This is a genomic window from Embleya hyalina, assembly GCF_003967355.1.
Classification (GTDB): Bacteria; Actinomycetota; Actinomycetes; order Streptomycetales; family Streptomycetaceae; genus Embleya; species Embleya hyalina.
Genome location: NZ_BIFH01000029.1, coordinates 208,514 through 232,970 on the forward strand (window position 1 = coordinate 208,514; position 24,457 = coordinate 232,970).

17 protein-coding genes are annotated in these 24,457 nt (G+C 73.6%); 6 read left to right on the forward strand and 11 right to left on the reverse strand.

Annotated elements, in window-relative coordinates; all coding sequences use genetic code 11:
* Positions 1–128: 128 nt before the first annotated feature.
* The 5 genes from EMA17_RS32185 to EMA17_RS32205 all read right to left on the reverse strand — a co-directional run bounded on the left by EMA17_RS32185 (position 129) and on the right by EMA17_RS32205 (position 8,612).
* Complete coding sequence (locus EMA17_RS32185) at positions 129–2,624, reverse strand: mannose-1-phosphate guanyltransferase (protein WP_126640680.1); 2,496 nt, start codon at positions 2,622–2,624, stop codon at positions 129–131.
* A gap of 112 nt (positions 2,625–2,736) precedes the next feature.
* Positions 2,737–3,393 carry a cardiolipin synthase ClsA gene (gene clsA, locus EMA17_RS32190; protein WP_174861465.1) on the reverse strand — a complete coding sequence of 219 codons (657 nt, stop codon included), beginning with the start codon at positions 3,391–3,393 and terminating at the stop codon, positions 2,737–2,739.
* A gap of 63 nt (positions 3,394–3,456) precedes the next feature.
* The gene (locus EMA17_RS32195; RefSeq protein WP_160161637.1) at positions 3,457–4,923 is read right to left on the reverse strand and encodes a glycosyltransferase 87 family protein; all 1,467 of its coding nucleotides are present in this window, start codon (positions 4,921–4,923) and stop codon (positions 3,457–3,459) included.
* 149 nt (positions 4,924–5,072) lie between these two features.
* Complete coding sequence (locus EMA17_RS32200; RefSeq protein WP_126640682.1) at positions 5,073–6,431, reverse strand: glycosyltransferase 87 family protein; 1,359 nt, start codon at positions 6,429–6,431, stop codon at positions 5,073–5,075.
* A gap of 135 nt (positions 6,432–6,566) precedes the next feature.
* The gene (locus EMA17_RS32205; protein ID WP_126640683.1) at positions 6,567–8,612 is read right to left on the reverse strand and encodes an acetoacetate--CoA ligase; all 2,046 of its coding nucleotides are present in this window, start codon (positions 8,610–8,612) and stop codon (positions 6,567–6,569) included.
* 176 nt (positions 8,613–8,788) lie between these two features.
* Between EMA17_RS32205 and EMA17_RS32210 the strand changes: the two genes are divergently transcribed.
* The 4 genes from EMA17_RS32210 to EMA17_RS32225 all read left to right on the forward strand — a co-directional run bounded on the left by EMA17_RS32210 (position 8,789) and on the right by EMA17_RS32225 (position 12,446).
* Positions 8,789–9,736: an AurF N-oxygenase family protein gene (locus tag EMA17_RS32210; RefSeq protein ID WP_126640684.1), complete on the forward strand. Its 948-nt coding sequence runs from the start codon at positions 8,789–8,791 to the stop codon at positions 9,734–9,736.
* Between the two features lie 102 nt (positions 9,737–9,838).
* Positions 9,839–10,285, forward strand: coding sequence for a Zn-ribbon domain-containing OB-fold protein (locus EMA17_RS32215; RefSeq protein WP_126640685.1), 447 nt, complete (start codon positions 9,839–9,841; stop codon positions 10,283–10,285).
* The gene (locus EMA17_RS32220; RefSeq protein WP_126640686.1) at positions 10,282–11,475 is read left to right on the forward strand and encodes a lipid-transfer protein; all 1,194 of its coding nucleotides are present in this window, start codon (positions 10,282–10,284) and stop codon (positions 11,473–11,475) included. Before EMA17_RS32215 ends, EMA17_RS32220 begins: the two co-directional genes overlap by 4 nt.
* Positions 11,476–11,579: 104 nt before the next feature.
* A complete protein-coding gene (locus EMA17_RS32225) occupies positions 11,580–12,446 on the forward strand; it encodes an amidohydrolase family protein (protein WP_126640687.1) in 867 nt (288 codons plus the stop codon).
* A gap of 14 nt (positions 12,447–12,460) precedes the next feature.
* On the opposite strand, the gene EMA17_RS32230 is transcribed toward EMA17_RS32225, so the two are convergent.
* Together EMA17_RS32230 and EMA17_RS32235 are read right to left on the reverse strand one after the other, a co-directional pair.
* A complete protein-coding gene (locus tag EMA17_RS32230) occupies positions 12,461–13,435 on the reverse strand; it encodes an LLM class F420-dependent oxidoreductase (protein ID WP_126640688.1) in 975 nt (324 codons plus the stop codon).
* A gap of 82 nt (positions 13,436–13,517) precedes the next feature.
* Positions 13,518–14,855 carry an MFS transporter gene (locus EMA17_RS32235; protein WP_126640689.1) on the reverse strand — a complete coding sequence of 446 codons (1,338 nt, stop codon included), beginning with the start codon at positions 14,853–14,855 and terminating at the stop codon, positions 13,518–13,520.
* A gap of 37 nt (positions 14,856–14,892) precedes the next feature.
* Here EMA17_RS32235 and EMA17_RS32240 point away from each other — a divergent pair, with 37 nt between their 5' ends.
* Positions 14,893–15,516, forward strand: coding sequence for a helix-turn-helix domain-containing protein (locus EMA17_RS32240; RefSeq protein WP_160161638.1), 624 nt, complete (start codon positions 14,893–14,895; stop codon positions 15,514–15,516).
* Here the strand turns inward: EMA17_RS32240 and EMA17_RS32245 are convergent.
* A complete protein-coding gene (locus EMA17_RS32245) occupies positions 15,468–16,592 on the reverse strand; it encodes a serpin family protein (RefSeq protein ID WP_126640691.1) in 1,125 nt (374 codons plus the stop codon). The two genes, EMA17_RS32240 and EMA17_RS32245, sit on opposite strands and share 49 nt — an antisense overlap.
* A gap of 98 nt (positions 16,593–16,690) precedes the next feature.
* Here EMA17_RS32245 and EMA17_RS32250 point away from each other — a divergent pair, with 98 nt between their 5' ends.
* Positions 16,691–17,236 (forward strand): nuclear transport factor 2 family protein, encoded by a 546-nt coding sequence (locus EMA17_RS32250; protein WP_126640692.1) that lies wholly within the window; start codon positions 16,691–16,693, stop codon positions 17,234–17,236.
* 9 nt (positions 17,237–17,245) lie between these two features.
* On the opposite strand, the gene EMA17_RS32255 is transcribed toward EMA17_RS32250, so the two are convergent.
* The 3 genes from EMA17_RS32255 to EMA17_RS32265 all read right to left on the reverse strand — a co-directional run bounded on the left by EMA17_RS32255 (position 17,246) and on the right by EMA17_RS32265 (position 24,410).
* Positions 17,246–21,832 (reverse strand): hypothetical protein, encoded by a 4,587-nt coding sequence (locus EMA17_RS32255; protein WP_126640693.1) that lies wholly within the window; start codon positions 21,830–21,832, stop codon positions 17,246–17,248.
* A gap of 185 nt (positions 21,833–22,017) precedes the next feature.
* A complete protein-coding gene (locus tag EMA17_RS32260; protein WP_078978650.1) occupies positions 22,018–22,866 on the reverse strand; it encodes a hypothetical protein in 849 nt (282 codons plus the stop codon).
* Positions 22,863–24,410, reverse strand: coding sequence for a hypothetical protein (locus EMA17_RS32265; protein ID WP_246127034.1), 1,548 nt, complete (start codon positions 24,408–24,410; stop codon positions 22,863–22,865). The genes EMA17_RS32260 and EMA17_RS32265 overlap by 4 nt, the downstream gene beginning before the upstream one ends.
* Positions 24,411–24,457 lie beyond the last annotated feature (47 nt).

The window sequence follows — 24,457 nt, forward strand, 5'->3', positions numbered from 1 at the left end:
TCCGAAACGGGATCCGGCCGCGAATCGCGTGCGGCGATCCACGGCCGGAAAAGACCCTACAAGACACTCCCGGCCACCGCCGACGGCGACGGCCGGCGAAGCGGGATCGGATCGATGGGGAACGGGCGTCAGTCGCCCGCGTGCTCCACCACCCGGCTCCACTCGTCGAGGAGTTCGTCCGCGGCGGCGTCGTCAGGACCCTCGGCCCACACGTGCGTGACCGCCTCCGCCGGGTCCGGCAGCACCAGCGCCCAGCGGCCGTCGGTCTCCACCACGCGCACGCCGTCGGTGGTGTCGATCTCCCGCTCGCCCGCGGCCTCGACCACGCGGCGCATCACCATGCCCTTGGCCGCCCACGGCGTGGCCACGTCCCGCCGGCGCACGTGTGCGCGCGGGATGCGCGCGTCGATCTGGCTCAGCGTCAGCTGGGTGCGCGCGACCAGGCCGATCAGCCGGACGAACGCGGCGGTGCCGTCGAAGACGGTGCTGAACTCGGGGATGACGAACCCGCCGCGCCCGTCGCCGCCGAAGATCGTGTCGTCGGACTGGGCGACCCGCGCCAGGTCGTCGGGCGAGGTGGTGGTCCACTGCACCTGGACGCCGTGATAGGCCGCGACCTGCTCGGCGATCCGGGTCGTGGTCACCGGCAGCGCGATCTTGCCGCCGCCGCGCTCCGCCGCCACGCAGTCGAGCAGTACGAGCAGCGCGCGGTGGTCGTCGATGATCCGGCCGCGCTCGTCCACCAGCGACATGCGCTCGCCGACCGGGTCGAAGCGCACGCCGAAGCCGGACTTCGAGGAGGCCACGATCTCGCCGAGCCGCAGCAGCCCCTCGTGCCGCTCGTCGGCGGTCTCGGTGGGCCGGGCGTCGTCGAGCCCGGAGTTGACGGTGAGCGCGTCGATGCCCAGCCGGCCCAGGATGCTGGGCAGCAGCAGGGCGGCGTTGCCGTGCGCGGCGTCCACCACCACCTTGAGCCCGGACTCGGGCACCCCGGTGATGTCCAGGGCCTTCAGCAGCGACCCGGAGTAGCTGTCGAACGGCCGCGCGGGGAAGGTGAGTTCGCCGATCTCGCCGGGGAAGGCCCGGCGGTACTCCTGGCGCGAGAAGACCCGGTCGAGCTTGCGCTGCGCGGCCTGGGAGAGGTCCGCTCCGCGCTCGTCGAAGAACATGATGTCCACCGAGTCCGGCACCCCGGGCGTGGTCCGGATCATGATCCCGCCGGCCGAGCCGCGCGCGGTCTCCTGACGGGCCACCGGCATCGGCACGTTCTCCAGGTCGCGCACGTTGATCGCGCTGGCCTGGAGCGCGGAGATCACCGCCCGCTTGAGCGCCCGGGCACCGCGCGAGTGGTCGCGCGCGGTGGTGACGGTGGCGCCCTTCTTGAGGGTGGTGGCATAGGCGCCGGCCAGCCGGACGGCGAGTTCGGGGGTGATCTCGACGTTGAGGATGCCGGAGACCCCGCGCGGGCCGAACAGGTACTTCTGGCCGCGCGACTCCCAGATCACCGAGGTGTTGACGACCGCGCCGGCCTCGATCGTCTTGAACGGGTAGATCCGCACATCGCCGGCGACCAGCGACTCCTCCTCGATCAGGCACTCGTCGCCGATGACCGCGCCCTCCTCGATCCGGGCGGCGCGCATCACGTCGGTGTTCTTGCCGATCACACAGCCGCGCAGATTGGTCTGCGGGCCGATGTAGACGTTGTCGTGCACCACCGCCTTATGCAGGAAGGCGCCGCGCTTGACCACCACGTTGGAGCCGAGCACGGTGTGCTCGCGCAGTTCCACGCCGCCCTCGACCTTGGCGTAGTCGCCGACGTAGAGCGGGCCCTTGAGGATCGCCTCGCGGTCCACCTCGGCGCCCTCGGCGACCCACACGCCCGGGGACAGCTCGAAGCCGTCGATGTCCACGTCGACCTTGCCGGTGAGCACGTCGGCCTGGGCCTTGAGGTAGCTCTCGTGGGTACCGACGTCCTCCCAATAACCCTCGGCGACATAGCCGTAGATCGGCTTGCCCTCCTTGAGCAGTTTGGGGAACACGTCGCCCGACCAGTCCACCGACACACCCGCGGCGACGTAGTCGAAGACCTCGGGTTCCATCACGTAGATGCCGGTGTTGACGGTGTCCGAGAAGACCTGACCCCAGGTCGGCTTCTCCAGGAACCGGTCCACCCGGCCCTCGTCGTCGATGATCGTGATGCCGAATTCGAGGGGGTCGGGCACCCGGGTCAGACAGACGGTGACCAGGGCCCCCTTGGCCCGGTGGTACTCGACCAGTGCCGTGAGGTCGAAGTCGGTGAGTGCGTCGCCGGAGATGACCAGGAACGTGTCGTCCTTGAGCGCCTCCTCGGCGTTCTTGACGCTGCCCGCGGTACCGAGCGGGGTCTCCTCGTTCGCGTACGTCAGGTTCATGCCGAGTTCTTCGCCGTCGCCGAAGTAGTTGCGTACGAGCGACGCGAGGAACTGGACGGTGACGACGGTGTCGGAAAGCCCGTGGCGCTTGAGGAGCCGTAGCACGTGCTCCATGATCGGTCGGTTGACCACCGGCAGCAGCGGCTTGGGCATGCTGGAGGTCATCGGGCGCAGGCGGGTGCCTTCGCCTCCGGCCATGACGACGGCCTTCATCGGTCTCGTCCTCCTATCGCGTCACACCACCCGCACCCACGGCTGAATTGCCGGGGCCGGGTGGCGTGGCTTGAGTATCTCGTGATCGCCGCGTTGTCCGGCGATCCCTTCGCTACCCGGCGGTCGCTGTGCGACTCGCCTTGTCCGCGGCCACGAGCCGTTTGGCCTGGGCTGCGTAGAGGACTCCTGCCCACCAGTACAGCGCGGTACCCCACCACGCGAACGCCCATCCGAAGATCGCGGCGAGAGTTGCGACACGTCCGGTGCCGTCGCTGAGCAGCAGGAGCGGGAAGGCGTACATGAGATTGAAGGTCGCGGCCTTGCCGACGAAGCTGACCGAGAGCGCGCCGTAGCGGTGCCGGCGCAGGATCAACAGCACCACGCCCATGAACAACTCGCGACCCAGGATGATCGCGGTCAGCCAGATCGGCAGGATCTCGCGCCAGGTCAGGCCGACCAGGGTGGCGAGGATGTAGAGCCGGTCGGCGGCCGGGTCCAGGATCGCGCCGACCTTGCTGACCTGGTTCCAGCGGCGGGCCAGTTTGCCGTCGAGGTAGTCGCTGATCCCGCTGAGCATGAGCAGCGCGAGTGCCCACAGGTCGTGTTTGGGGCCGCCGAACTCGGGCGCCAGGATGAGCCACAGGAAGACCGGGACACCGAGCAGGCGGGCGAAGCTGAGCAGGTTGGGGATCGTCACGATCCGGTCGCTGGGAGCGTCGACGCCGCCTTCCCGGGTAGGCGGCGACGCCGCGTCCACGTGGGCGTCCACGGGTCCTCTGCTTTCTGCCGGTGGGTCTTCGTTCGAGGTCAGCCTATGTCGCGCCGGACGGGCTCAGCGACGCCCGGAGCCGCCGGAGACCGGGTCCGGGGCGGGACTCTCGGGCGTGGCGGTCTCGGCCGCGCCCTCGCCGGCGCTCGCGGTCGCGGCGCTCTCGGCGGCGGGTGCGGCGAGCGTCGGCAACGCGGTGCGATCGCGCAGGATGTGCAGGACCAGGATCAGCGTGAGCACGATGCCGGCGATCAGGTAGCCGTTGCCGATCACGAACTCGATCGGCGTCCAGTGCCGTTCCTGGTTGTGGTCCCGGGGGGCGAGCCAGATCAGGCCCCAGGGCTGGAGCGTCTGCCCGCCGTCCCAGTGCCCGTTCACGTTCAGTCGCAGGGGCCATGTGGCGAAGAACGCGAAGAAGGTGCCGGTGAGCCACCACCACAGCGGTCTCGCCCGGGTCAGCGCGGTGTGCGTGAGCAGGACGAACACGGGCACCACCCACACCCAGTGGTGCGACCACGAGATGGGTGAGACGAACAGCGACAGACCGCCGGTGATCACCACGCCGACCAGTTCGTTGCCGTACAGCGAGGCGCGCGCGGCGGCCAGCAGGCCGAGCGCCCCGATGACCAGGCAGAGCAGGAGCCACAGCCCCTTGGCCGCCCCGCCGTCGCCGAGCATCCGGGTGAACATGCCCTGCACGGACTGGTTGTTGAGGGTGCCGACGCTGAGCTTGGAATTGACCTTGCCGCTGATCGACACCAGGTGCGCCCAGTAGTACGCGGACGCCGACGGCGCGGTGACCAGGCCCACCAGGACGGTGCCGACGAACGCGCCGGAGGCCACCGCGGCGGCCCGGAACCGGCGGGTGATCAGCAGGTACACGACGAAGATCGCGGGGGTGAGCTTGAGGCCGGCCGCGACGCCGACCCCGATGCCCTTGTAGCGGCGGTCGTCGGGCAGCGCCAGGTCGAGCACGATCAGCGCCAGGAGCAGCAGGTTGATCTGCCCCCACACCAGCGTCCATTCCACCGGCTCCAGCCACAGGACCACCGCGAACGTGGCCGCGCTGATCCCGAGTCGGCCCAGGCCGCGGCGGTAGCCGAGCATCCCCCACGAGGCCCAGACCACGGCGAACAGCGACAGCAGGTTGACGACCGCCATGAACCACTTGAGGCCGGCGAAGCCCAGCGGCAGCAGGATGTAGAAGAGCAGCCCCGAGAACGGCGGGTAGATGAACGGCAGTTTGTCGCTCCACTTGCCGTAGTTCTCGGTGTAGATGTCGTCGCCGTCGCGGAACGCGTGCGCGGCTTCGTGGTAGACGCTCAGGTCGAGCATGTGCCACATGTCGCGGCTGCCGAGGGAGGTCCACAGCGCCCACAGGCCGAGCGAGAGCACCATCAGGGCGCCGCCGACGAGCGCGACGCGTCCCGGCCGACGGGGTTCCCGGCTGTGCTCGTGCCCGAACGGGACGCGGGGCGCGAGCGTCAACAACTCGCGGCAGGAGGTGACGAGCACGCGGGGCAAGGACATGTCGGTCGGGGACTCCACAACTGCACGGTTCAATGGGCGCCAGGCCGGGTGGCGCCGGGTCAGGATATCCACACGGTCGAAACGGCCCGGCGTCCAGTGCCGCGGACGGGAACCGCGGACCGTGACCCCGCGTCCGTCCCGGACGGGGGCTACACCCCGGCCGGGGTGGGCGTGGAACTCCCCGGGGACGGTCGGCCCACCGGTTCCGGCGGATCGAGCGTAACGGCTTCCACCGACCTGCTCGCGCACTTTCGCCGGCTCGCGACCGGACCCGCCGCGATCGTGATCAGCGCGGCCAGCCCGGCGAGAGTGTACGCGTCGGCCAGCACCAGGTCCCATCCGGCGAGCCGCAGTTCGCGGCCGTCGCGGTAGGGCACCTGCCAGATCAGCCCGGTCGGCACCGGCACCGGCAGTTCCACCCGCCGTCCCGGCAGCGCGGCGGTGAGCGCGACCAGGGCGAGCGCGGCGATCCCGGCCCGGATCCGGAACGGACCGGCCCGCCGGGCCGCGTCGACCAGGAGCACACCTGCGGGCACGATCCACACCCAGTGGTGGGTCCACGAGATCGGCGACACCAGCAGTCCGGTCAGCGCGGTGACGCACAGTCCGGCCAGGTCGCGGCGCGGGTCGTGGGGTCGGCCCCGGCCGATCACCGCGGCCAGGGCGAGGCCGCCGACGCCGACCACGCCCGCGATCGCGAACCACAGCGGGCCCGGCGGGGGCGCCTCGTGGGTGAGGCGGATCAGTATCCCGCGCAGCGACTGGTTGCCCGGGATCTGGACCGGGCCGACCCGGGTGTCGTCGAAGAACAGGCCGCCCCAGTAGCGCAGCGACTCGCGCGGCAGCACGGCGAAGGCGACGAACAGCCCGGCCCCGAGCGCGAGGACGGCGTTGCGCCCCTCGCGCACCCGGCCGGTCAGGAACAGGTAGGGGATCAGGATCGCCGGGGTGAGCTTGAGCCCGGCCGCCAGGCCCACCCCGCAGCCGCGCAGCCGGGCGCCGGGGGCCCGGGAGAGGTCGGCCAGGATCAGCACCAGCAGGAGCAGGTTGATCTGGCCGAACCGCAGCGTCTCCTGGACGGGTTCGCTCCACAGCAGGACGGCGGCGGTGATCGCCGCCGCCGGCAGTCGGCGCGGGCGGCGCACGCCGACCATGCCCCAGGCCAGGTGCGCGGCCAGGGTGAGCAGCGCGAGGTTGCCCGCGACCGACACCCAGCGCAGCACGCCCCACGGCACCCAGGCCAGCGGGGTGAACAGCAGCGCGGCGCACGGGGTGTAGGTGAACGGCAGGTGCGCCATCCCGACCGACATCGAGTAGAGCCGCCCTCGACCGTCCAGGATGGCCCGCCCGCCGGCCTGGTAGACCCGCAGGTCGCCGAGCCACCACATGGTCGCCGGTCGGGTCAGCGCGAGCGCGACGTAGGCGGTGACCGACCCCGCGATCAGGGTCGCGGCCAGCACCGGGAGACGTCCGAGGAAGCGCTGGGTGCGACGTGACGTCTCGGGCATGCACCTGATCGTGCCACCGCCGACGCCCGTTTGCGCCACACTGCTCCGTGCGCGTCACAGTGTTGTGTTCATCGGATGTTCCGGGCTGTTCCGAACCGATCCGGCCGATTCCACCGCCTACGTCCGCTTCTCGACCTACTTGTCTCCGGGCTTGTCCTCCGGCTTGTCGGCCGGCTTGTCGGCCTGCCTGCTCTCCTGCGCCCGGGCCCGCGAGCGGCCCACCTCGGCGTAGAAGCGCAGCACCTCGAGGTCGTCGACGGAGCCGGGGTTGACCGCGTCCTCCAGGGCACGTCCCTGGAGCAGCTTCTTCACCGGGATCTCGATCCGCTTCCCGGTGAGGGTGTGCGGCACGCCCGGCGCGGCGATGATCTCGTCCGGCACGTGCCGGGGTGAGACCTCCTCGCGGATCACCGTGCGGATCCGGGCCTGGAGCGCCTCGTCGAGCGTGTGGCCGGGCGCGGGGACCACGAACAGCGGCATCCAGTAGCCGCCGTCGGGCAGTTCCAGGCCCACCACCAGCGACTCGCGCACCTCGGGGAGGCGTTCGACGGCCTCGTAGATGTCGCTCGACCCCATCCGCACGCCCTGCCGGTTCAGCGTCGAGTCGGAGCGGCCGTGCACCACGACCGTGCCGCGCTCGGTGAGCGTGATCCAGTCGCCGTGCCGCCACACGCCCGGGTAGGTGTCGAAGTAGCTGGCCCGGTAGCGCGCGTCGTCGGGGTCGTTCCAGAAGTGGATCGGCATCGAGGGCATCGGCTGGGTGATCACCAGCTCGCCGACCTCGTCGACCACCGGCCGACCCTGCTCGTCCCACGCCTCGACCGCGCAGCCCAGGGCCCGGCACTGGATCTCGCCGAGGTACACCGGCAGGTCGGGGCTGCCGCCGACGAAGGCGCTGCACACGTCGGTGCCACCGCTGACCGAGGCCAGCCACGTGTCGGCGCCCACCGCGTCGTAGACCCAGCGGAAACCGTCGGGCGGGAGCGGCGAGCCGGTGGTGCCCAGCGCCCGCACCCGGCTCAGGTCGTGCGAGGCGCGCGGGGTCAGCCCCTTCTTGCGGCAGGCCATCACGTAGGCGGCGGAGGTGCCGAACCAGGTCACCTCGGCCCGCTCCACCACGGTCCACTGGGCCTCGGGGCCCGGGTAGCCGGGGCTGCCGTCGTAGAGCACGATCGTGCTGCCCGCGAGCAGGCCGCCGACCAGCATGTTCCACATCATCCAGCCGGTGGAGGTGTACCAGAAGAAGCGGTCGCTCGGGCCCAGGTCGAGCTGGAACGCGGCCTGCTTGAGGTGTTCGAGCACGATCCCGCCGTGGCCCTGGACGATCGCCTTGGGCAGGCCGGTGGTGCCGGACGAGTACAGGATCCACAGCGGGTGGTCGAAGCCGACCGACTCGAAGTCGAGCCCGTCGGCGGGCAGGTCGCGCCCGATCACCTCGGCCCACGGCAGCACGTCGGCGGGCGTCGGCTCGTCCAGCAGCGGCACATGCAACACGTGTCGCACGGTCGGCAGGCCCTCGCGCAGTTCGGCGACCACGTCGGCGCGGCGGACCTCCTTGCCGCCGTAGCGGTAGCCGTCCACCGCGAGCAGCACCACCGGCTCGATCTGCTGGAACCGGTCGAGCACGCTGCGCGCGCCGAAGTCGGGCGCGCAGGCCGACCACACCGCGCCGATCGAGGCGCAGGCGAGCAGCCCGATCACCGCGTGCGGGGTGTTCGGCACGTAGGCCGCGACCCGGTCGCCGGGGCGCACGCCCAGCTCGCGCAGGGTGGCCGCGCAGGACGCCACCTGGCGGCGCAGCTCGACCCAGGAGATCTCGCGCGGGGTCAGCTCCTCGTCCAGGTGGACGATGGCGGGGCGCTCGGGGTCGCCGTCGTCCGCGTGTCGCAGCACCTGCTGCGCGTAGTTCAGCCGGGCGTTCGGGAACCAGCGGGCACCGGGCATGGTCCGGTCCGCCAGCACCACCTCACGATCGCCCAGGTCGAGGTCGAACCAGTCGCACAGCGAGGCCCAGAACGCCTCGGGTTCGGTGGTCGACCATTCCCACAATCGGGCGTAGTCCTCGGCGTGGACGCCGCGCTCGGCGGCGAGCCATGCGCGATAGCGGGTGACCGCGGCCGCGGCGACCCGCTCGGCCGACGGCTGCCACAGCAGCTCGGCCCGCTCGCTCGATTCCGTCATCTTTGTTGCCCCCTCCACGCGGTGTGCCCCCCGACCCTGCCATCTCGCGCCCGCGCGCGCATCCCCCGGGCGAGTCGGAAAGGATCTTCGGGCGGACTCTGGACGCGGCGGAGTGAACGCGGGATGTTACCGACGGGAAACAAGTCCGGCGGCACGTCCGGCGAAGGAGGCCCCGCATGCCCACCCCCCACCCCACCGTCAGCGACTCCGGCACCGACCGCGAACGGGTCGCGGAACGGCTGCTGACCGCGTCCCACGCGCACGCGTTCGACCCGATCACCGACGTCGACTGGGACGCCCCGCTGGTCGACGGCGCCTACTTCCTGCCCGCGCATCGGGTCAGTCTGTACGGCACGCCCCTCTGGGAGCGGATGAGCGAGCGGCAGCGCGTCGACCTGTCCCGGCACGAGGTCGCCTCGATGGCCGGTGTCGGCATCTGGTTCGAGGTCGTGCTGATGCAACTGCTCATCCGGCACGTCTACGATCGGCCGCTGACCTCGCGGCACGTGCAGTACGCGTTCATGGAGATCGCCGAGGAGTGCCGGCACTCGACCATGTTCGGCCGGTTGATCGACAAGCTGGAGTGCCCGGAGTACGGACCCGGCCCCTACGCGCACATGGCGGCGCGGGCGCTGAAGACGTTCGGCTCGGGCGTGCAGGCCTTCGCGATGGCGCTGATCGCCGAGGAGGTCCTGGACACGATGCAGCGCGAGATGATGGCCGACGAGTCGCTGCAGCCGATCACCCGGCGGACCGCCCGGATCCACGTGGTGGAGGAGGCCCGGCACGTGCGCTACGCGCGCGACGAGGTGGCCCGGGGCGCGCCGCACCTGTCCCGGGCGGAGCGGGCCATCACCCGGCTGGCCCTGGCCCGGGCCGCGCACATCATCGCCACCCGTCTGGTGCATCCCGGGGTGTACGCGGCGGTGGGTCTGGATCCGGCCGAGGCGTATCGCACCGCGCGGGCCAATCCGCACCGGCTGGACACGCTCGCCCACTGGTCGCGGCGGCTGATCGTGTTCTACGACGAGCAGGGTCTGCTCGGCGGGCCGGGCCTGCGACTGTGGCGGGCGTCGGGCCTGATGGGACGTCGGACGCCGTCCCCGGCGGGTCGGGGGGTGTGACCGTAAATACCCCCGGTCGGGTTGGCGCCCGGAACTGACGATCCGTCAGAATGTGGTCCGGACACACATCGGACGAGACGGCCAGACGAGTTGGAGGGCCCCGTGACGAAGGACCACAAGCCCGTGGTCCCCGGTTGGTTCACCACGTCCGGGGAGGATTTCTCCCTCCTCGGCACCCGGTGTACCGCCTGTGGGACCGTGTTCTTCCCGCGCCGGGAGACGTTCTGCGGCAACCCGGCGTGCTCCGGCACCGAGTTCGCCGAGGTGCCGCTGTCCAGGCGCGGCACCGTGTGGTCGTACACGAACGCCGGCTACCGCCCGCCGGCGCCGTTCGTGTCCGATCCGGACGTCGAGTGGCGGCCGTACACGATCGTCGCGGTGCGTCTGGAGGCCGAGGGCCTGATCGTGCTCGGCCAGGGCGCGCCCGGGGTGGGCGTGGACGACCTGAAGGTCGGCGACACGGTGGAGATCGTGCCCGGCGTGCTGTACGAGGACGACGAGTACGTGCACACCACGTGGAACGTGCGGCCGGTGGAGGTTCGGGCATGAGCAACGACCGCGAGATCGTCGTCCTGGGCGCGGGCATGCACCCGTGGGGCAAGTGGGGCCGCAACTTCGTCGAATACGGCGTCAAGGCCGCCCAGGACGCGCTGAAGGACGCCGGGCTGGCGTGGCAGGACGTCCAGTTCGTGGCGGGCGCGGACACCATCCGCAACGGCTACCCCGGCTTCGTCGCCGGTGCCACCTTCGCCCAGGCGCTCGGCTGGACCGGGGCGCGCATCTCCAGCTCGTACGCGGCCTGCGCGTCCGGCTCGCACGCCATCGCGAGCGCTCGCGCGCAGATCCTCGCCGGCCTGTGCGACGTGGCCCTCGTGGTCGGCGCCGACGCGGCCCCCAAGGGCTTCTTCGCGCCGGTCGGCGGGGACCGCCCCGACGACCCGGACTGGGTGCGCTTCCACCTGCTCGGCGCCACCAACCCGGCCTATTTCGGGATGTACGCCCGGCGCCGGATCGACCTGTACGGCGCCTCGGTCGAGGACTTCGCCAGGGTCAAGGTCAAGAACGCGCGCAACGGCCTGGCCAACCCGAACGCCCGCTACCGCAAGGCCTTCACCGCCGAGGACGTGGCCGCCTCGCCGATCGTGTGCGACCCGCTGCGGTTGATGGACATCTGCGCCACCTCCGACGGCGCGGCGGCCGTGGTGCTGTGCAGCAAGGAGTTCGCCGCCCGGCACACCACCGACCCGGTGCGCATCTCGGCGGTCTCCACGGTCACCCCGACCTTCCCGAGCGCGCTGATCGAGCTGCCCGACATCGCGACCGACTCCTCGGCGGCGGTCGCCCCGCAGGAGTCGTCCTTCCGCGCCTCGCTCGCGCACGCCGCGTACGAGGAGGCCGGCATCGGGCCCGAGGACCTGAGCCTGGCCGAGGTCTACGACCTGTCCACCGCCCTGGAGTTGGACTGGATCGAGGACCTGGGCATCTGCGCGCGCGGCGAGGCGGAGAAGCTGCTGCGCGACGGCGCGACGGAGATCGGCGGGCGGATCCCGGTCAACGCCTCCGGCGGCCTGGCCTCGTTCGGCGAGGCGGTCCCCGCGCAGGCGATCGCCCAGGTCTGCGAGCTGACCTGGCAACTGCGCGGCGAGGCCGGCGCCCGCCAGGTGCCGGGCGCGCGCGTGGGCATCACCGCCAACCAGGGCCTGTTCGGGCACGGTTCGTCGATCGTGGTCACCCGCTAGAAGCCCGCGGGGAACGAACCGACAAGTCACCGAAACGATCCCGGAGTCCCGGCCGCGAGGGCCCGGGCCGGCTCCGGGATCGTTTCCGTTGTACGGAGGTGTGCATGGGTATTCCGGACGGCATCGGCGTGGTCGACCTGCTGATGGGCCTGCCGAATCGGGACCGGCGCTGGTGGGCGACCGCGATGGCGGGCACCCTGCGGGACGAGGACAGCCGGACCGGGATGACCCACCCGGCCGGCTACATGTTCAAGGACCTGCCCGAGATGGAGCGCACCGATTCCTCGGCCGAGGATCTGCTGCGCGAGATGGACCGGTTCGGCGTGGAGAAGGCGCTGATCCCGGTCTCGTTCGAGGACCCGGACACACTCGACGCGGTGCGCCGGCACCCGGATCGGCTGCTCGGCAGCTTCCAGGTGGACCCGACCGACGTGATGGCGGGCGTGCGCGGGTTGCGCCGGGCACGCGAGGACGCGGGCGTGCTGGCCGCGACCTTCTTCCCGTGCGGCTGCACGCCCCCGGTGCCGATCGACGACCGACTGGCGTATCCGCTCTACGCGACCTGCGTGGACCTGGGCCTGCCGGTGTTCGTCAACGCGGGCATCCCCGGGCCCCGGGTGCCGGCCGCCGCGCAGGAGGTGATGCGCTTCGACCGGGTCTGCTACGACTTCCCCGAGCTGACCGTGGTGCTGCGCCACGGCGGCGAGCCGTGGTGCGACCTGGCGGTCAAGCTGATGCTCAAGTGGCCGGGCCTGCACTGGTCCTCGTCGGCGTTCGCGCCCAAGCACTACCCGCGCGCGATCGTGGACTACGCGAACACGCGCGGGGCGGACAAGATCATGTACGCGGGCTACTTCCCGTACGGGCTGACCCTGGACCGGATCTTCGCCGAGTTGCCCGGGGTCGGCTTCAAGGACGAGGTGTGGCCGAAGTTCCTGCGGACCAACGCCCTGCGGGTGCTCGGGCTCTGATCGGCCGCCGGCGCTCAGCCCGCCGTCGGGGCCAGGGCGAGTGCCGCCTCGATCGGGTCGGCGCCGGGGCGGGGGTCGATGACGGCCAGGACCGGGACGGTGACGCCCGCCGCGACGTAGCGGGCGATCCGCGCCCGGCACCGGGCCGGTTCGCCGTGCACGATCAACTCGTCGAGCACCGTGTCCGGGACCAGGTCGAGGGCCCGCTTGCGGTCGCCCTCGGCCCACGCCTCCCACATCGGCGCCAACTGCTCCTCGCGCCCGAGCCACCGGTGGAAGTCGGCGTAGACCGGGACCGTGAGATAGGCGGTGATCATTCGTCGGCCGATCGCCCGCGCGGTGTCCCGGTCCCCCGTCGGCACGACGAAGATCCGCGCGACGATCTCCCGGTCCGGGCCGCCCTCGCGCACGTACGGCACCACACGCTCGACGTCCTCGGCGGAGAGCCAGTTCAGGATCGCGCCGTCGGCCTCCCGGCCGGCGAGCCGCAACATGCCCGGGCGCAGCGCGGCGACCAGGATCGGCGGCGGGCTCTGCGGCGGCCGGGACAGCCGGAAGCCGCGCACCGCGAAGGTCTCGTACTCCCGGGTGACCCGCTCCCCCGCGAACGCCGCGCGCAGGAACCGCACGGTGTCCCGCACCCGCTGATAGGGCCGGTCGAACTCGGCCCCGTTCCAGCCCTCGACGATCGGCGCGGAGCCGGCGCCGAGGCCCAGGTGGAAGCGGCCGGGGGCAACCTCGGCGAGCGCCGCCGCGGTCATCGCCAGGGTGGCGGGGCCGCGTGTGTACGGCGAGACGATCGCGGTGCCCAGGCGTACGTCCGGGTCGGCGAGGGCCGCAACGGTCAGCGGGGTGAAGCCGTCCGAGCCGTCCACCTCGGCCGACCAGACGTCGGTGTAGCCGGCCTTGCGCAACTCGCGGATCAGGCGGGGGTGTTCGGCGAGCGGGGCGGTCAGCGGAACGGTGATCCCGAAGCGGGCCTGATCCATGCGTGCTCCTCCGCGTACTCCCGAGACGGTCGTGGTGGTCGATCAGGACTACCACAGCGCGGGCGTGCGCACGACGCGCCGCTCAGGCTTCGCGCGCGTCGGCGGCCGGGCGGTCGGGTGGGAGGCGTACGAACAGCGTGCCGACGCCCGCGCTCGCGAACAGGGCCGCCATTACGCCCCATCCGACGCCGCCCACCGCCTGGAGCAGTCCGGTGATCAGGACCGGGCCGAGCACGTGGCGTCCGACCGAGCGGCCCATGCCGAACGCGGCCAGGTATTCGGCCCGGCGGTCGTCCGGCGCGACGGCGTAGGACAACGTCCAGGCGGCCGACACCGCGATCACCTCGCCGCAGGACAGCAGCAGCACGCCGATCGGGAACACCACGGCGGCGGGGGCCCGTTCGGCCGACCACAGCAGTACGCACGCCGCCGCGAGCAGCGCGCCCGCCGCCACCTGGCAGCGCCGCGCGGCCCGCACCGACACCGCGAGCCGGGCGGCCGGCAGCTGGCACACCACGCCGAACACGGTGTTGACGGCGTACAGCGCGCCGAGCCAGGACGCGGACAACCCGCCGCGTGTGGTCAGCCACAGCGGGATGCCCAGATTGAGCACCGGCAGCCAGAGTTGGAGCAGCGTGTCGATCGAGGCCAACCCCCACACCCGCCGATCGCGCAGCGCGCCCCACCCGGACACCCGCGTCGCCGCGCCCCGGGCCGGCGGCACCGGGATGGTCGCGAGCAGCCCGGCGACCAGGACGAACGCGGCGGCGTTGACGAGCACGACCGCGCGGAACGCCGCGGCGTCGTCCAGGCCGATGGCCAGGCCGCCGAGCGGGGCGCCGAGGCTGATCCCGAGGTTGGCCACCGTGCGGTAGGCGGCCAGGGTGCGCACCCGGTCGGCGCCGTCGGCGAGTTCGGCCACGAACGCCTGGGTGAGCGCGGACACGCTCTGGTCGGCCGTGGTGACCACGGCGACCGCGACGAGGAAGCCCCACCATTCGCCGACGGCCGCGTAGCCGGCGGTGCCGGCCGCGCGGGCCAGGTGCAGGGCGACCAGGGTGTTGCGTACCCCCACGAGGTCGGCGAGCCGGCCGATCGGCACCGCCGTGCCGAGGGCGATCAGTCCGGCCAGGCCGAGACCGAGGCCCACGCCGCCGGTGGACAGGCCGACGATCCGGGTGAAGTAGACGGCGGAGAACGCGACGAACAACCCCACGCCCAGGTAGTCGACCAGCCCCACCCCGAGCAACCGCCGCACCGGACGCCGGCTCCGGGGATCGCCGCGACCCTCGTGCCCCCGGCCCCCGACCCCGCCCGCGCTCGCGCCCGCCGCCGCCTCGCCGCCGGGTGTGCTCCGTGCCGCGCCGCCTCCGGCCCGGTTCGGTCCGACTTCTCGCCCCGGAACATTATCCTGTGTCATGGACACAGTATTTTGGACCCGAGGACACAATCACGCCATGACCGATCCCGCCGAAGCCGTCGGCTACACCCTCGCCGCCAATCTGCGCGCCGCCCGGCAGGCCCGGGGCTGGCGGCTGGACGAACTCGCCGGCCGCTCCGGGGTGAGCCGCAACATGCTCCAGCAGATCGAGACCTGCCGGACCAATCCGAGCATCGCCACACTGGCCCGGATCTCCGCCACCCTCGGCATCCCGATCGGCCGGCTGGTCGAGCCGCCCGAGGAACTGGGCCACGTGGCCCGCGGCGACGACGCGCCGACCCGCCCCGGCGGCCGGGAGAGCGTGTTCCGCCTGCTGATCAACGACACCACCGCGCCGTTCACCGAGTTGTGGGAAGCGCGCCTGGCGGCACACGACGAGGTGTCCGCCGACGCGCACCCGACCGGTACGCGCGAGCTTCTGCACGTGCACGAGGGCACGGTCACCGTCGAGGTGGGCGGCGCGACGTTCACCGTCGGCCCCGGCGACGCGCTGCGGATGCGCGGCGATCGGCCGCACGTGTACCGCAACGCCCGCGCCGAGCCGGTCCGGCTGACCATGACCGTGGTCTACGCGGGCGTGCCCGACCCCCGCTACCGGGAGGCCGGCGCCGCCGCGTCCCGGGGCACCGTGGCCTGGTAGCCCGCGAACAGCGGGACGTAGCCGGTGGGATCCGTCACCACGCACGCGAACGGCCGGTCGAGGCACACCGAACGCGGCTCGGGCGTCCAGCTCACGGGGGTGAGCGTGACGGCGCCCACCGCCGCCGCCTCGACGCCCTCCTCGGTGACCCGCAGCAGCGACTCCTGGACCATCGCGTCGATCCGCACCGGTTCGTCGGTCGCCCAGCGAAAGTCCGCGGCGTCGCCCAGCGGCGTCGCCACGCCCAGCGCCCGCAACCGGGGCACCACGTCGAGCCGCGTACGCAACTCGAAGCGCGGCACGGCCACCTCCACCGCCGCGCCCTCGTACGGTTTCCCGGTCTCACGCGGCGCCCACCCGGCGGTGATCACCGACGCGGGCGGGGCCTGCGGCGGACCGAGCGCGAAGCGCACCCGTGCGGGCCGCTCCCCCACGCACGGCAGCTCCACCACGGTGACCTCGCCGTCGCGGCCGTCGATCGTCCACACGTCGGCCGCGGGCACCTCCCGATGCATCATCGGGACCGGCTCCCGGGTGCCGTCGGCGGCGTGGAACGGCCGATCGCGGGTCCGCGCGGGATCGAACCCGTCCCGCCAGCGGGCACGCAGCGCGAGCACGCCGACCACCAGCAGCCGCGTCGCCCGGGAAATCCGCACGGGTATGCGATCGATCAGCCCGTCGGTGGCCCGCGCGACCCACCGGTCCAGCGCGGCCGGATCCACCGGCGACCCGAATTCCACCTCCGCCAGCGCGGCCCGGAAGTCGGCCCGCAGCGGCGCCGCGCTCCACACCCCGGTGGCCACCGCGAGCGCCTCGATCCCGGCCAGCTCGCGCGCCACCGCGTCCACCGCGGGCGCCGCCTCCGGCCAGGCGAGACCGACCACGTCGGCCAACTCCTCTGCGGTGTCCCCGTCCGCGCCGACGGCCGGCACCGCGAGCGCCAGCCACAGGCCGGTCGGCGAGCACACCACGTCGCCACCGGCCGCCCGCACCCCGGCGTCGCTCAGCAACGCGTCGAGCAGGCGCGAGGCCAGCTCCCGTACGGCGCCCGCGTGTTCGCGCAGAGCCGGTTCCATCCGATCACCCTTGTCGTCGCCATGTCGTCGCTGCCCGGAGGTGTTCGGTGTCCCCCGGCCGAGGAGATGTATGCCTCCCGACCGTAGTGTCGTGCGTCATGGACGACTTCGGCGGGGACGTGGAGCTGCGCAGACTCATCGACCGTCAGGCGATCCGCGACGTGGTGTCGCGGTACTGCCGGGGCATCGATCGCATGGACCTCGACGCCGTCCGCGCGTGCTACCACCCCGACGCCACCGACGAACACGGCAGCTTCACCGGGACCGTGGACGAATACCTCGCGTGGATCGGGCGATTGCTCCCCCGATACACCTCGACCATGCATCTGACCGGCAACCACCTGGTGGACTTCCGCGACGACACGCCCGATCTCGCCCGTTCGGAGACCTACGGGATCGCTTTCCACCGCAGCGCCGACCCGGCGCCGCGCGGCAATCTGACCACCGGCTTCCGCTACATCGACGACTTCGCCCGGCGCGACGGCGTGTGGCGGATCGCCCGCCGGGTGGCCACCACCGAGTGGGTCCGGGTCGACGACGCGGCCGGGTGGTGGCCGGTACCCGAGGGGCTGCGCACGGGTCGGCGGGATCGCACCGACGCGGTGTACGCGCCGTTCCCCGCCGACCCGGACCCGTCGGCCTGATCGATCTCCCTACCCGATCGGCTCCACCGCGGTCTCCGCCGGCTCGACCGGCTCGACCGGCCGGCCGGGATCGACCGGCTTGCGGAACACCCGTGTCGCGTGGATCTCGCCGACGATCTGCGGCGCGTCCGGCTCCTGCGGTACCGGCAATCCGGGCCGCAGGTGCTCCTCGACCGAGATGTACTTGAGCCCCGCCCGCAGGTCGGCGTCGTTGCGCAGCCGCACCACCAGCGGGAACTCGGCCAGCGCCGTGGTGTCGAACAGCCCCGTGGTGTACACCAGTTGCACCCCGAGCGCGTCCGCCACCGCACGCTGGAGCTCCAGCAGATACGACGCGTTGGCCCGGCCGATCGGGTTGTCCAGGAACAACGTCCCGGCGTGCCGGTGCCGGGCCCGGCCGCGGTCGTTGCTGCGCAGCGCCGCCATCGTGCAGTAGAGCGCGATCGCGGCGGTGAGCAGCTGGCCGCCGGAGAACACGTCGCCCATCTGCCCCACCGGCACCCGTTCGGCCCGCAACACCGAGTCGGGCTTCAGGATCTCCACCTGCACCCCGCGCGGCCGCAACGCCGCGTGCACCCCGCGCAGCAGCAGCGTCATCCCGTCCCGCCGCACCCCGCCGACCGTACCGTCGCGGCCGCGCCGGATCGTCCGGGTCGCCTCGTCGACGACCTCGCCCAGCGCCTCGACCAGGGCCGCCGCGTCCGGCTCGTCGAACCGGATCCGCAGGAACTCCTGCCCGGACCACTCGCCCAGTTCCTCCGGCAACCGGGACAACCGCTGCGCGGCGCGCAGCGTGGTCAGCGCGGCCTCGACCATCCCGCGCATCCGGTCCACGATGCTGTCCCGGTTGCGTTCGATCTGGCGCAGCTCGTCGGTGAGCACCCGCAGTCGCGGCGCGAACGCCGCCGACCAGGCGGGCGCGTGCTCGGCGAGCGCGGCCGGCGGCAGTTCCCGGATCTGCTGCCGCGCGGGCATCCGGACCTGCTCGAACCGGGTCGCGCCCGCGTGCCGCACCAGCGTCTCGGTGCGCTCGCGGACCTGGGCCTCGGCGGCGGACAGCTCGGCCGCCGCGGCGCGCAGCGCGCGCCGGCACGTGGTCGCCGCGTCCCGGGCGTCGGCGACCGGGCCGGCGAACGGCGTGGCGGCCGGCTGCTCGGGGGCCGGCGGCACCGCGGGCAGCGTGTCGGTGAGTGAGCCCGCCACCTCGCCGAACGCGCCCGCCGCGTGCTCGGCGTCGGTGTGCTCGCGCGCCAACCGCCCGTGCGTCTCGCGGGTCGACGCGACCTCCTCGGTCCGCGTCGCGTGCTCGGCGCCGGCGGCCCGCAACAACTCGTGCGCGTGTGCGCCGTCGCGCGGTCGCTGCTCCTCGGGCAGGTCCAGGTGGTGCTCGCGGCCCTCGGCGGGCGCGTGCCGCTCCACCTCGCCGCGCAGGCGGCCGAGCAGTTCGCTGGCCGCGTCGGCGCGCCCCTCCAGGGTGCGTACGTGATCCTCGGCGCGACCGGCCGCGGCCAGGCGCGAGGGGCCGTCGGAGCCGTCGAACCCGTCCAGCAGCTCGGCCGCCTGCCGGCGCACCTTGGCGGTGAGCCGGTCCAGGGTGCCCTGCGCGGCCGACTCCTCGCTCTCCGCGCGGGCCTGCTCGGCCCGCAGGTCGGCGCCCACGCCCACCTTCTCGTACAGCGCGCGGGCGGTGCGGTACGCCTCCCGCAGCGCGGGCAGCGACGCCCGCGCGGCGGCCTCGTCGGCCGGCTCGTCGGCGACCCGCTCCTCGGACGCGCCGGTGATCTCGGCCCGTTCCTCGCGCAGCGCGCGGGCGGTGCGGCGCGCGTCGTCGGCCGAACGCTGCGCCTGCCGGCGGTCCTCGTCGGCGGTGCGGGCGAGCAGCCGGTCCGCCTCGGCGCCTGCCTCGTGTTCGGTGGTCTCCTGCTCCAGCTCGCGGATCCGGCGCGCCCACCCGGCCCGCTCGCGCAGCCGGAAGGCGAGCCCGGCCAGCGCGTCGGCCCGGCGTCGGGCGGTCTGCGCGGCGTCCATCCGCCGATCGCGCCGATCCACCGCCTGCGCCCGGTCCTGCTCGGCGGTCACCGCGGCGATCTCGGCGGCCTCCCCCGCGGCCTGCGCGGCGGCCAACTCGACCCGCGCGTCGGCGACCGCCTCGAACAGCTCGTCGAGCCGGCCCGCCGGACAGGCCGCCCGCCACGTCGCAAGGCGCCCGGCGAGCGCCCGATCGGCCTCCAGGCGCGCGGCCCGCTCGCGGATCGCCTCCTGCCGCTCGCCCGCCCGCCGGCGCAGCGCGTCCCGCTCGGTGTCGGCGGCCCGCTCGTCGTGCATCGCCGGGTTCGGCGGCACCAGGAACGTGTCCGCCCGCTCCTCGCCCGGCTCCAACAGCGCCTGGGGGGTGCCCACCGCGACCGCCGAGCGCGGCAGCAGCGCGGCCTCGGCCAGCACGTCCCGGGCCCGGTCCATCGCGTTGTGCATGGTCACGATCACGCCGTCGACCAGCTGCGGGCGGGCCGCCAGCACCGCGGCGTGCCGCTCGGCGGGCACCGACTGGGCCAGGTAGCGCCAGCCCGGCAGGGCCGGAATGCCGTGCTCGCCCAGGAGTTCGACCGCGGCCAGCACGTCGGGGCCGGCCGGCAGCAGGCCGCCGTCGCCCAGCGCGGCCAGGATCCGCGAGTCGTCCGCGGCGCCGGTGCGCAGGTGGAACAGGGTGCGCTCGCCGTCGCCGACCGCCTCGGCGAGCAGTTCGCGCAGCACGTCGGCGGCCCGGTCGAAGGTGCGCGCGGCCTGCTCGCCGATGGCCGACTCGGCGTCCGGGCCGAGGAGTTCGCGCACCCTCGGCTCGGCGGCCAGCGCCGTCGCGTTGTCGTGCACGGCGGTCAGGTCGGCCTCGGCCACGCCCAGCCGGTCCGCCGCCCGGGCCGCGGCCAACTCGGCCCGGCCGCGCGCGGACTCGGCCTCGCGCACCCGCGCCGCCGCCTGTTCGGCGCCCGCCCGGGCCTCGGTCCAGGCGGCGGAGGCGGCCTTCTCCTCGTCCGAGGCGCGCGCGGCGGACTCGGCCGGGTCGCCGTCGTCCTCGATCCAGCCCGCCTCGACCGCGAGATCGAGTTCGGCGCCCACCTCCACGAGCCGGCCGCGCAGATGCGCCGCCTCGCTGCGGGTGCGCTGCGCCTCGGTCGCGGCGGTGGTGGCGGCCCGCTGCGCCCGTTCGCCCCGCTCCTGGAGTTCGGCCGCGCGCCGCTCCTCGGTGTCCGCCCGGCCCTCCGCCCCGGCGGCGGCCGCGTGCAGCGCGCGCACCAGCGCCGAGGCGGCGTCCTGGCGGGCGGCGAGGGCCGGCGCGGCGTCCCGCTCGGCCGCGCGGATCGCCACGTCCACCCGCTCGGCCCGGTCCACCGCGGCCCGGTGCCGCAACACCGCCTCGGTGGCCAGCCAGGCCGCGTGCATCCCGCGCGCGTCGCCGAGTTCGCGCTTGATCCGGGCGGCGTCCTTCTCCGCGGCGGTCAGCCGCATGCCCGCGTGTCGGTGGGTGATCTCGGCGGTGACGAGCGCGGCGTGCGCCCGGGCCCGCTCGGCGGCGTCCACGGCCGCAGCGGAATCCGCCACCCGCCGGGCCAGTTCGGCGGCCCGCTCGCGCTCCCGCTCGGCCCGGGCGCCCAGTTCGCGGCCGAGCCCGCGCGCGGCTTCCTCGGCGTTGCGGTGCACCGCGCGTACCCGGGTGCGCCGCGAGGCCGCCTCGCCGACCGCGTCCAGGAGTTCCACCGCGCCCTCGACGAAGTCCCGCTCGGCGGTCAGTTCGGCGCGCTGGGCGAGCTTGACCGCGAACCCGTCGACCAGGTCCGCGAGTCCGTCGGTGTCGGCCGGGTCGGAGACCGCGCGCAGCAGCAGGTCGACGAAGTCCGCGTCGTTCTTGACCGCGAACAGCCCCGCCGCCTCACCCTCGTCGGCGTTCATCTCGCGCTGGTAGCGGAACAGTTCCGGGTCCAGGCCGAGCAGGTTCAGGTGCTCGATCCAGCGGTCGTGGATCTCCTCCCAGACCACGTCCACGTCCGGGTAGACCTTGTGCAGTTCGGTCATCGCGTCGCGGAAGCCGCGCATGGTCCGCCGCCGCCCACCGACCTGCACGGGCAGCCCGTCCAGGGTGAGGCCGGGCCCGGGTCGGAAGGAGTACCAGCTCTCGGCGAACCTGCGCGGATCGGAGGAGACCTGCCGGCCGCGCCACTCGCTGACCTTGCCGACCACGACCGTCTCGCCGGTGAGCACGTGCTGCCATTCGAGCGCGACGTGCCCGCAGTCGTCGGCGAGCAGGAACTTGCGCAGCACACCCGAGCTGGCCCCGCCCAGGGTGTTGCGGTGTCCGGGCAACATCACCGAGAAGATCAGTTTGAGCAGGACCGACTTGCCGCCGCCGTTCTCCAGGAACAACACGCCCGCGGGCGCGGGTCGGCGCGGCGGCCCGACCGGCTCGCCCTCGAACAACTGCGCCTGCCTGGGCGCCGGGTCGGGCACGGGCGCACCCACCCCGCGCAGGTCGAGCACGGTGTCGGCGTAACGCGCACCGGCGGGCCCGATGGAGAACAGGCGGACCCGGGACAGCTCGTACATCGGCGGTCAAATCTCTCTGGTCGAAGCACAGGACGGAACAGGTGGAACGAACGGGACGAAACGCGCACGCGGCGGACACCCGAGCGACGCGGGCGCGGACGGACGGCGCGAGGCGCGCCCGGCGCGGCACGCGCAAGCGATCGGCCGCCCCGCGTCGCGCCGCTCGCCGCCGCCCCGGCACGCGGTCAGACGCCGTGGAAGGGCAACCCGGCCCCCGGCACCAGTTCGCCGTCGACCGCGGCGGCCAGCAGGCTCGGGCTGCCGTCGGTGACCGCCACCACGCCCAGCTCCAGCAGCTCCGACATCGCCGCCGAGCCGGCCGTGTCGCGGACCTGGAGCTGGTAGCGCGCCGTGGTGCGGTAGGTGCCGCCGCCGTCGTCGGAGACCCGCTGCAGGAAGCCGGAGTCGACCAGGAACGCCACCGCCTTGGCCACGATGCCCACGGTGGAGGCGGCGAGTCGACGGGCGTCCTTGGTCGCGCCGGTGGCGCTGCGTCTGGCGTAGACCCGCCAGGCCGCCTCCAGGCTCGGCCCGTCCACCTCGGGGTCGCTGATCTCGCCGCGCAGCTCGGCGCGTTCCTCCAGGCGGCGGCAGGCCTGGCGGACGAAGGCGTCCACGCCGTGCACGCTGAGCCGGCCCACGTAGGCGTCGTCGGCCAGGTCCTCGGGGCGCGGGAAGGCCATCGCGGCCACCGCCAGGTGGGCCAGGCCGTGCAGGAAGCGGTCGGCCGACTCGGTGCCGGCCCGGCGCGCGTAGTCGCCCATCCGGACGGCGAACACCGAGTCCTCACCGGCGGTCACCGCCATCCCGGCGCGCGGCGACACCTCCAGGACGACCAGGCCGAGCCCCGCCGCGACGGCCGCGGCGAGCGCCGCGAAGCGCGGGTCCTCGCGGTGCCGGCGGATCAGGTCGGCGTATTCCGCGTCGCGCGCCGGGAGCAGTTTGGGCTGGAGGCCGAAGGCGACCAGGCGGGCCGCGTCGCCGACGTCGGCGGAGGTGATCGGGGCGGCGTCGGCCGCCGTGTCGTGGTTCATCCGGGGGTGGGCCCTTCCGGCTCGGGTCGCGCGCCGGTCAGAACCGCCGTGCCGATGATCAGGTCGGCGCCGCCGACCTCGGGGTCGTCGAGTTCGGTGCCGTCGTCGACGGCCACGAGCAGGGTGCGATCGCCCTGGCGCAGCGCGGTGCCCACCGGCGGCGAGGCCGCGTGGAACGCGAGCAGCGCGACCAGGTAGCCGAGGTCGGGATCGGCCTCGCGGGCCTCGGCGAGCAGCCCGGACAACCGGCGCGGGGTCTCCGGCGGGATGTCCAGGAGCAGCGCCGCCGCGTCGTGCTGGCGCTCGCTGTACCGGCTGTCGTCGGGGGTGAGCGACACGTCGGGCTCGGGCAGTTCGGCGCCGAGGTGGTCGCGCGGCGCGGGCGGGGTGAGCAACATCTCGGTCAGGTCGTGCAGGCGCACCGCGACGGGGGTGCGCAGACCGGTCCCGGCGGCGAAGAACCGGTCGGTCACCCGGCGCGCGTCGCCCACCGGCAACTCCAGGAGCGGGCGCAGCAGCTGCCCGTACAGGTCGAGCCCGGTGCGGGTGCTCGGGGCGGCGAACGCCTGCCGGTCCTGCTCGGCCCGGAACAGCGGCCCGGCCTCCATCAGCCGGGTCTGCAACTGGGTGTGGCGGCGGATGCAGTCCTGCACGATGTCGACCAGCTCGGCCGCGCCGCGCTTGCGCTCGCTCTCCTCGGCCTCGTCCCGGGCCCGGCGGATGTTGATCAGGATCGCGTTCTCGTGCCGGTAGCGGTCCGCGACGTGGTCGAACGCCTCGTCGATCAGGTCCGGCACGGCCCGGAGCCAGTCCACGGCGCGCACGTTGCGCCGGGTCGCGTCCAGCGCGCGGCGCAGCGATTCGGCGTACTGCACGGTGCGGTAGCGGGCCTGCTCGGCGGCGAACCTGGCCTCGGCGAGTCGGCCGCGCCGGATCAGGTGGTCGAGTTTGACGTCGGCGGCGATCTGCGCGCTGGTCACGTCGGTGTCGAGGGCGCCGACCAGGACGTTGATCGCCTCGTCGGTGGCGCGCAGGAAGATGTGCCCGTCGGGGCCGGGGACCTCTTCCAGGAGCTTGAAGTCGTAGTCGCGCCGGATGTATTCACCCTCACGGGTCCACATGCCGTAGACCGCGCGAAAGCCCCGGTCGACGCTGCCGACGTTGATCAGGTTCTCCAGGACCCAGCGGGCGACCCGCTCGTATTCGGCCGGGTCGCGCCCGGGGGCCTGGGCGGCCACGCGCGGGCGGAGCCGACCGACGATCTCCTCGTGGTCGGCGCCGGTGTCGAAGTCCATCGTGACCGTGACCAGGTCGATCGCGGCGAGGCCGAGCTCGGCCATCGCGTAGACGGTGTACTCGCCCGCCAAGTTGGCCTTGCGCGCCTCCAGGTCGTGCAACGGCGCGGTGCAGGCGAGGGCCTTGAGGCGGCGGGCCAGGCCCTCCTCGGTCACCCCGGAGCGGGGGTGCGCCGCGCCCGGGGGCAGCGCCGGGCCGGCGGGCGGCGGCAGCTCCCCGGGCCGGGCGGCTCGGGCGGAAACGGTCATGGGAGTAGAGCCTAGGACGTTCGGCCGACAGCTTCGGCGCCCGCCCG

Bases quoted from the DNA above. Each gene is read 5' to 3' on its own strand.
- EMA17_RS32225 (WP_126640687.1), top strand. From the start codon at position 11,580: ATGGGTATTCCGGACGGCATCGGCGTGGTCGACCTGCTGATGGGCCTG.
- EMA17_RS32210 (WP_126640684.1), top strand. From the start codon at position 8,789: ATGCCCACCCCCCACCCCACCGTCAGCGACTCCGGCACCGACCGCGAA.
- EMA17_RS32200 (WP_126640682.1), bottom strand. From the start codon at position 6,431: ATGCCCGAGACGTCACGTCGCACCCAGCGCTTCCTCGGACGTCTCCCG.
- EMA17_RS32230 (WP_126640688.1), bottom strand. From the start codon at position 13,435: ATGGATCAGGCCCGCTTCGGGATCACCGTTCCGCTGACCGCCCCGCTC.
- EMA17_RS32235 (WP_126640689.1), bottom strand. From the start codon at position 14,855: ATGACACAGGATAATGTTCCGGGGCGAGAAGTCGGACCGAACCGGGCC.
- EMA17_RS32260 (WP_078978650.1), bottom strand. From the start codon at position 22,866: ATGAACCACGACACGGCGGCCGACGCCGCCCCGATCACCTCCGCCGAC.
- EMA17_RS32220 (WP_126640686.1), top strand. From the start codon at position 10,282: ATGAGCAACGACCGCGAGATCGTCGTCCTGGGCGCGGGCATGCACCCG.
- EMA17_RS32240 (WP_160161638.1), top strand. From the start codon at position 14,893: ATGACCGATCCCGCCGAAGCCGTCGGCTACACCCTCGCCGCCAATCTG.
- EMA17_RS32250 (WP_126640692.1), top strand. From the start codon at position 16,691: ATGGACGACTTCGGCGGGGACGTGGAGCTGCGCAGACTCATCGACCGT.
- EMA17_RS32205 (WP_126640683.1), bottom strand. From the start codon at position 8,612: ATGACGGAATCGAGCGAGCGGGCCGAGCTGCTGTGGCAGCCGTCGGCC.
- EMA17_RS32265 (WP_246127034.1), bottom strand. From the start codon at position 24,410: ATGACCGTTTCCGCCCGAGCCGCCCGGCCCGGGGAGCTGCCGCCGCCC.
- EMA17_RS32195 (WP_160161637.1), bottom strand. From the start codon at position 4,923: ATGTCCTTGCCCCGCGTGCTCGTCACCTCCTGCCGCGAGTTGTTGACG.
- EMA17_RS32185 (WP_126640680.1), bottom strand. From the start codon at position 2,624: ATGAAGGCCGTCGTCATGGCCGGAGGCGAAGGCACCCGCCTGCGCCCG.
- EMA17_RS32245 (WP_126640691.1), bottom strand. From the start codon at position 16,592: ATGGAACCGGCTCTGCGCGAACACGCGGGCGCCGTACGGGAGCTGGCC.
- EMA17_RS32255 (WP_126640693.1), bottom strand. From the start codon at position 21,832: ATGTACGAGCTGTCCCGGGTCCGCCTGTTCTCCATCGGGCCCGCCGGT.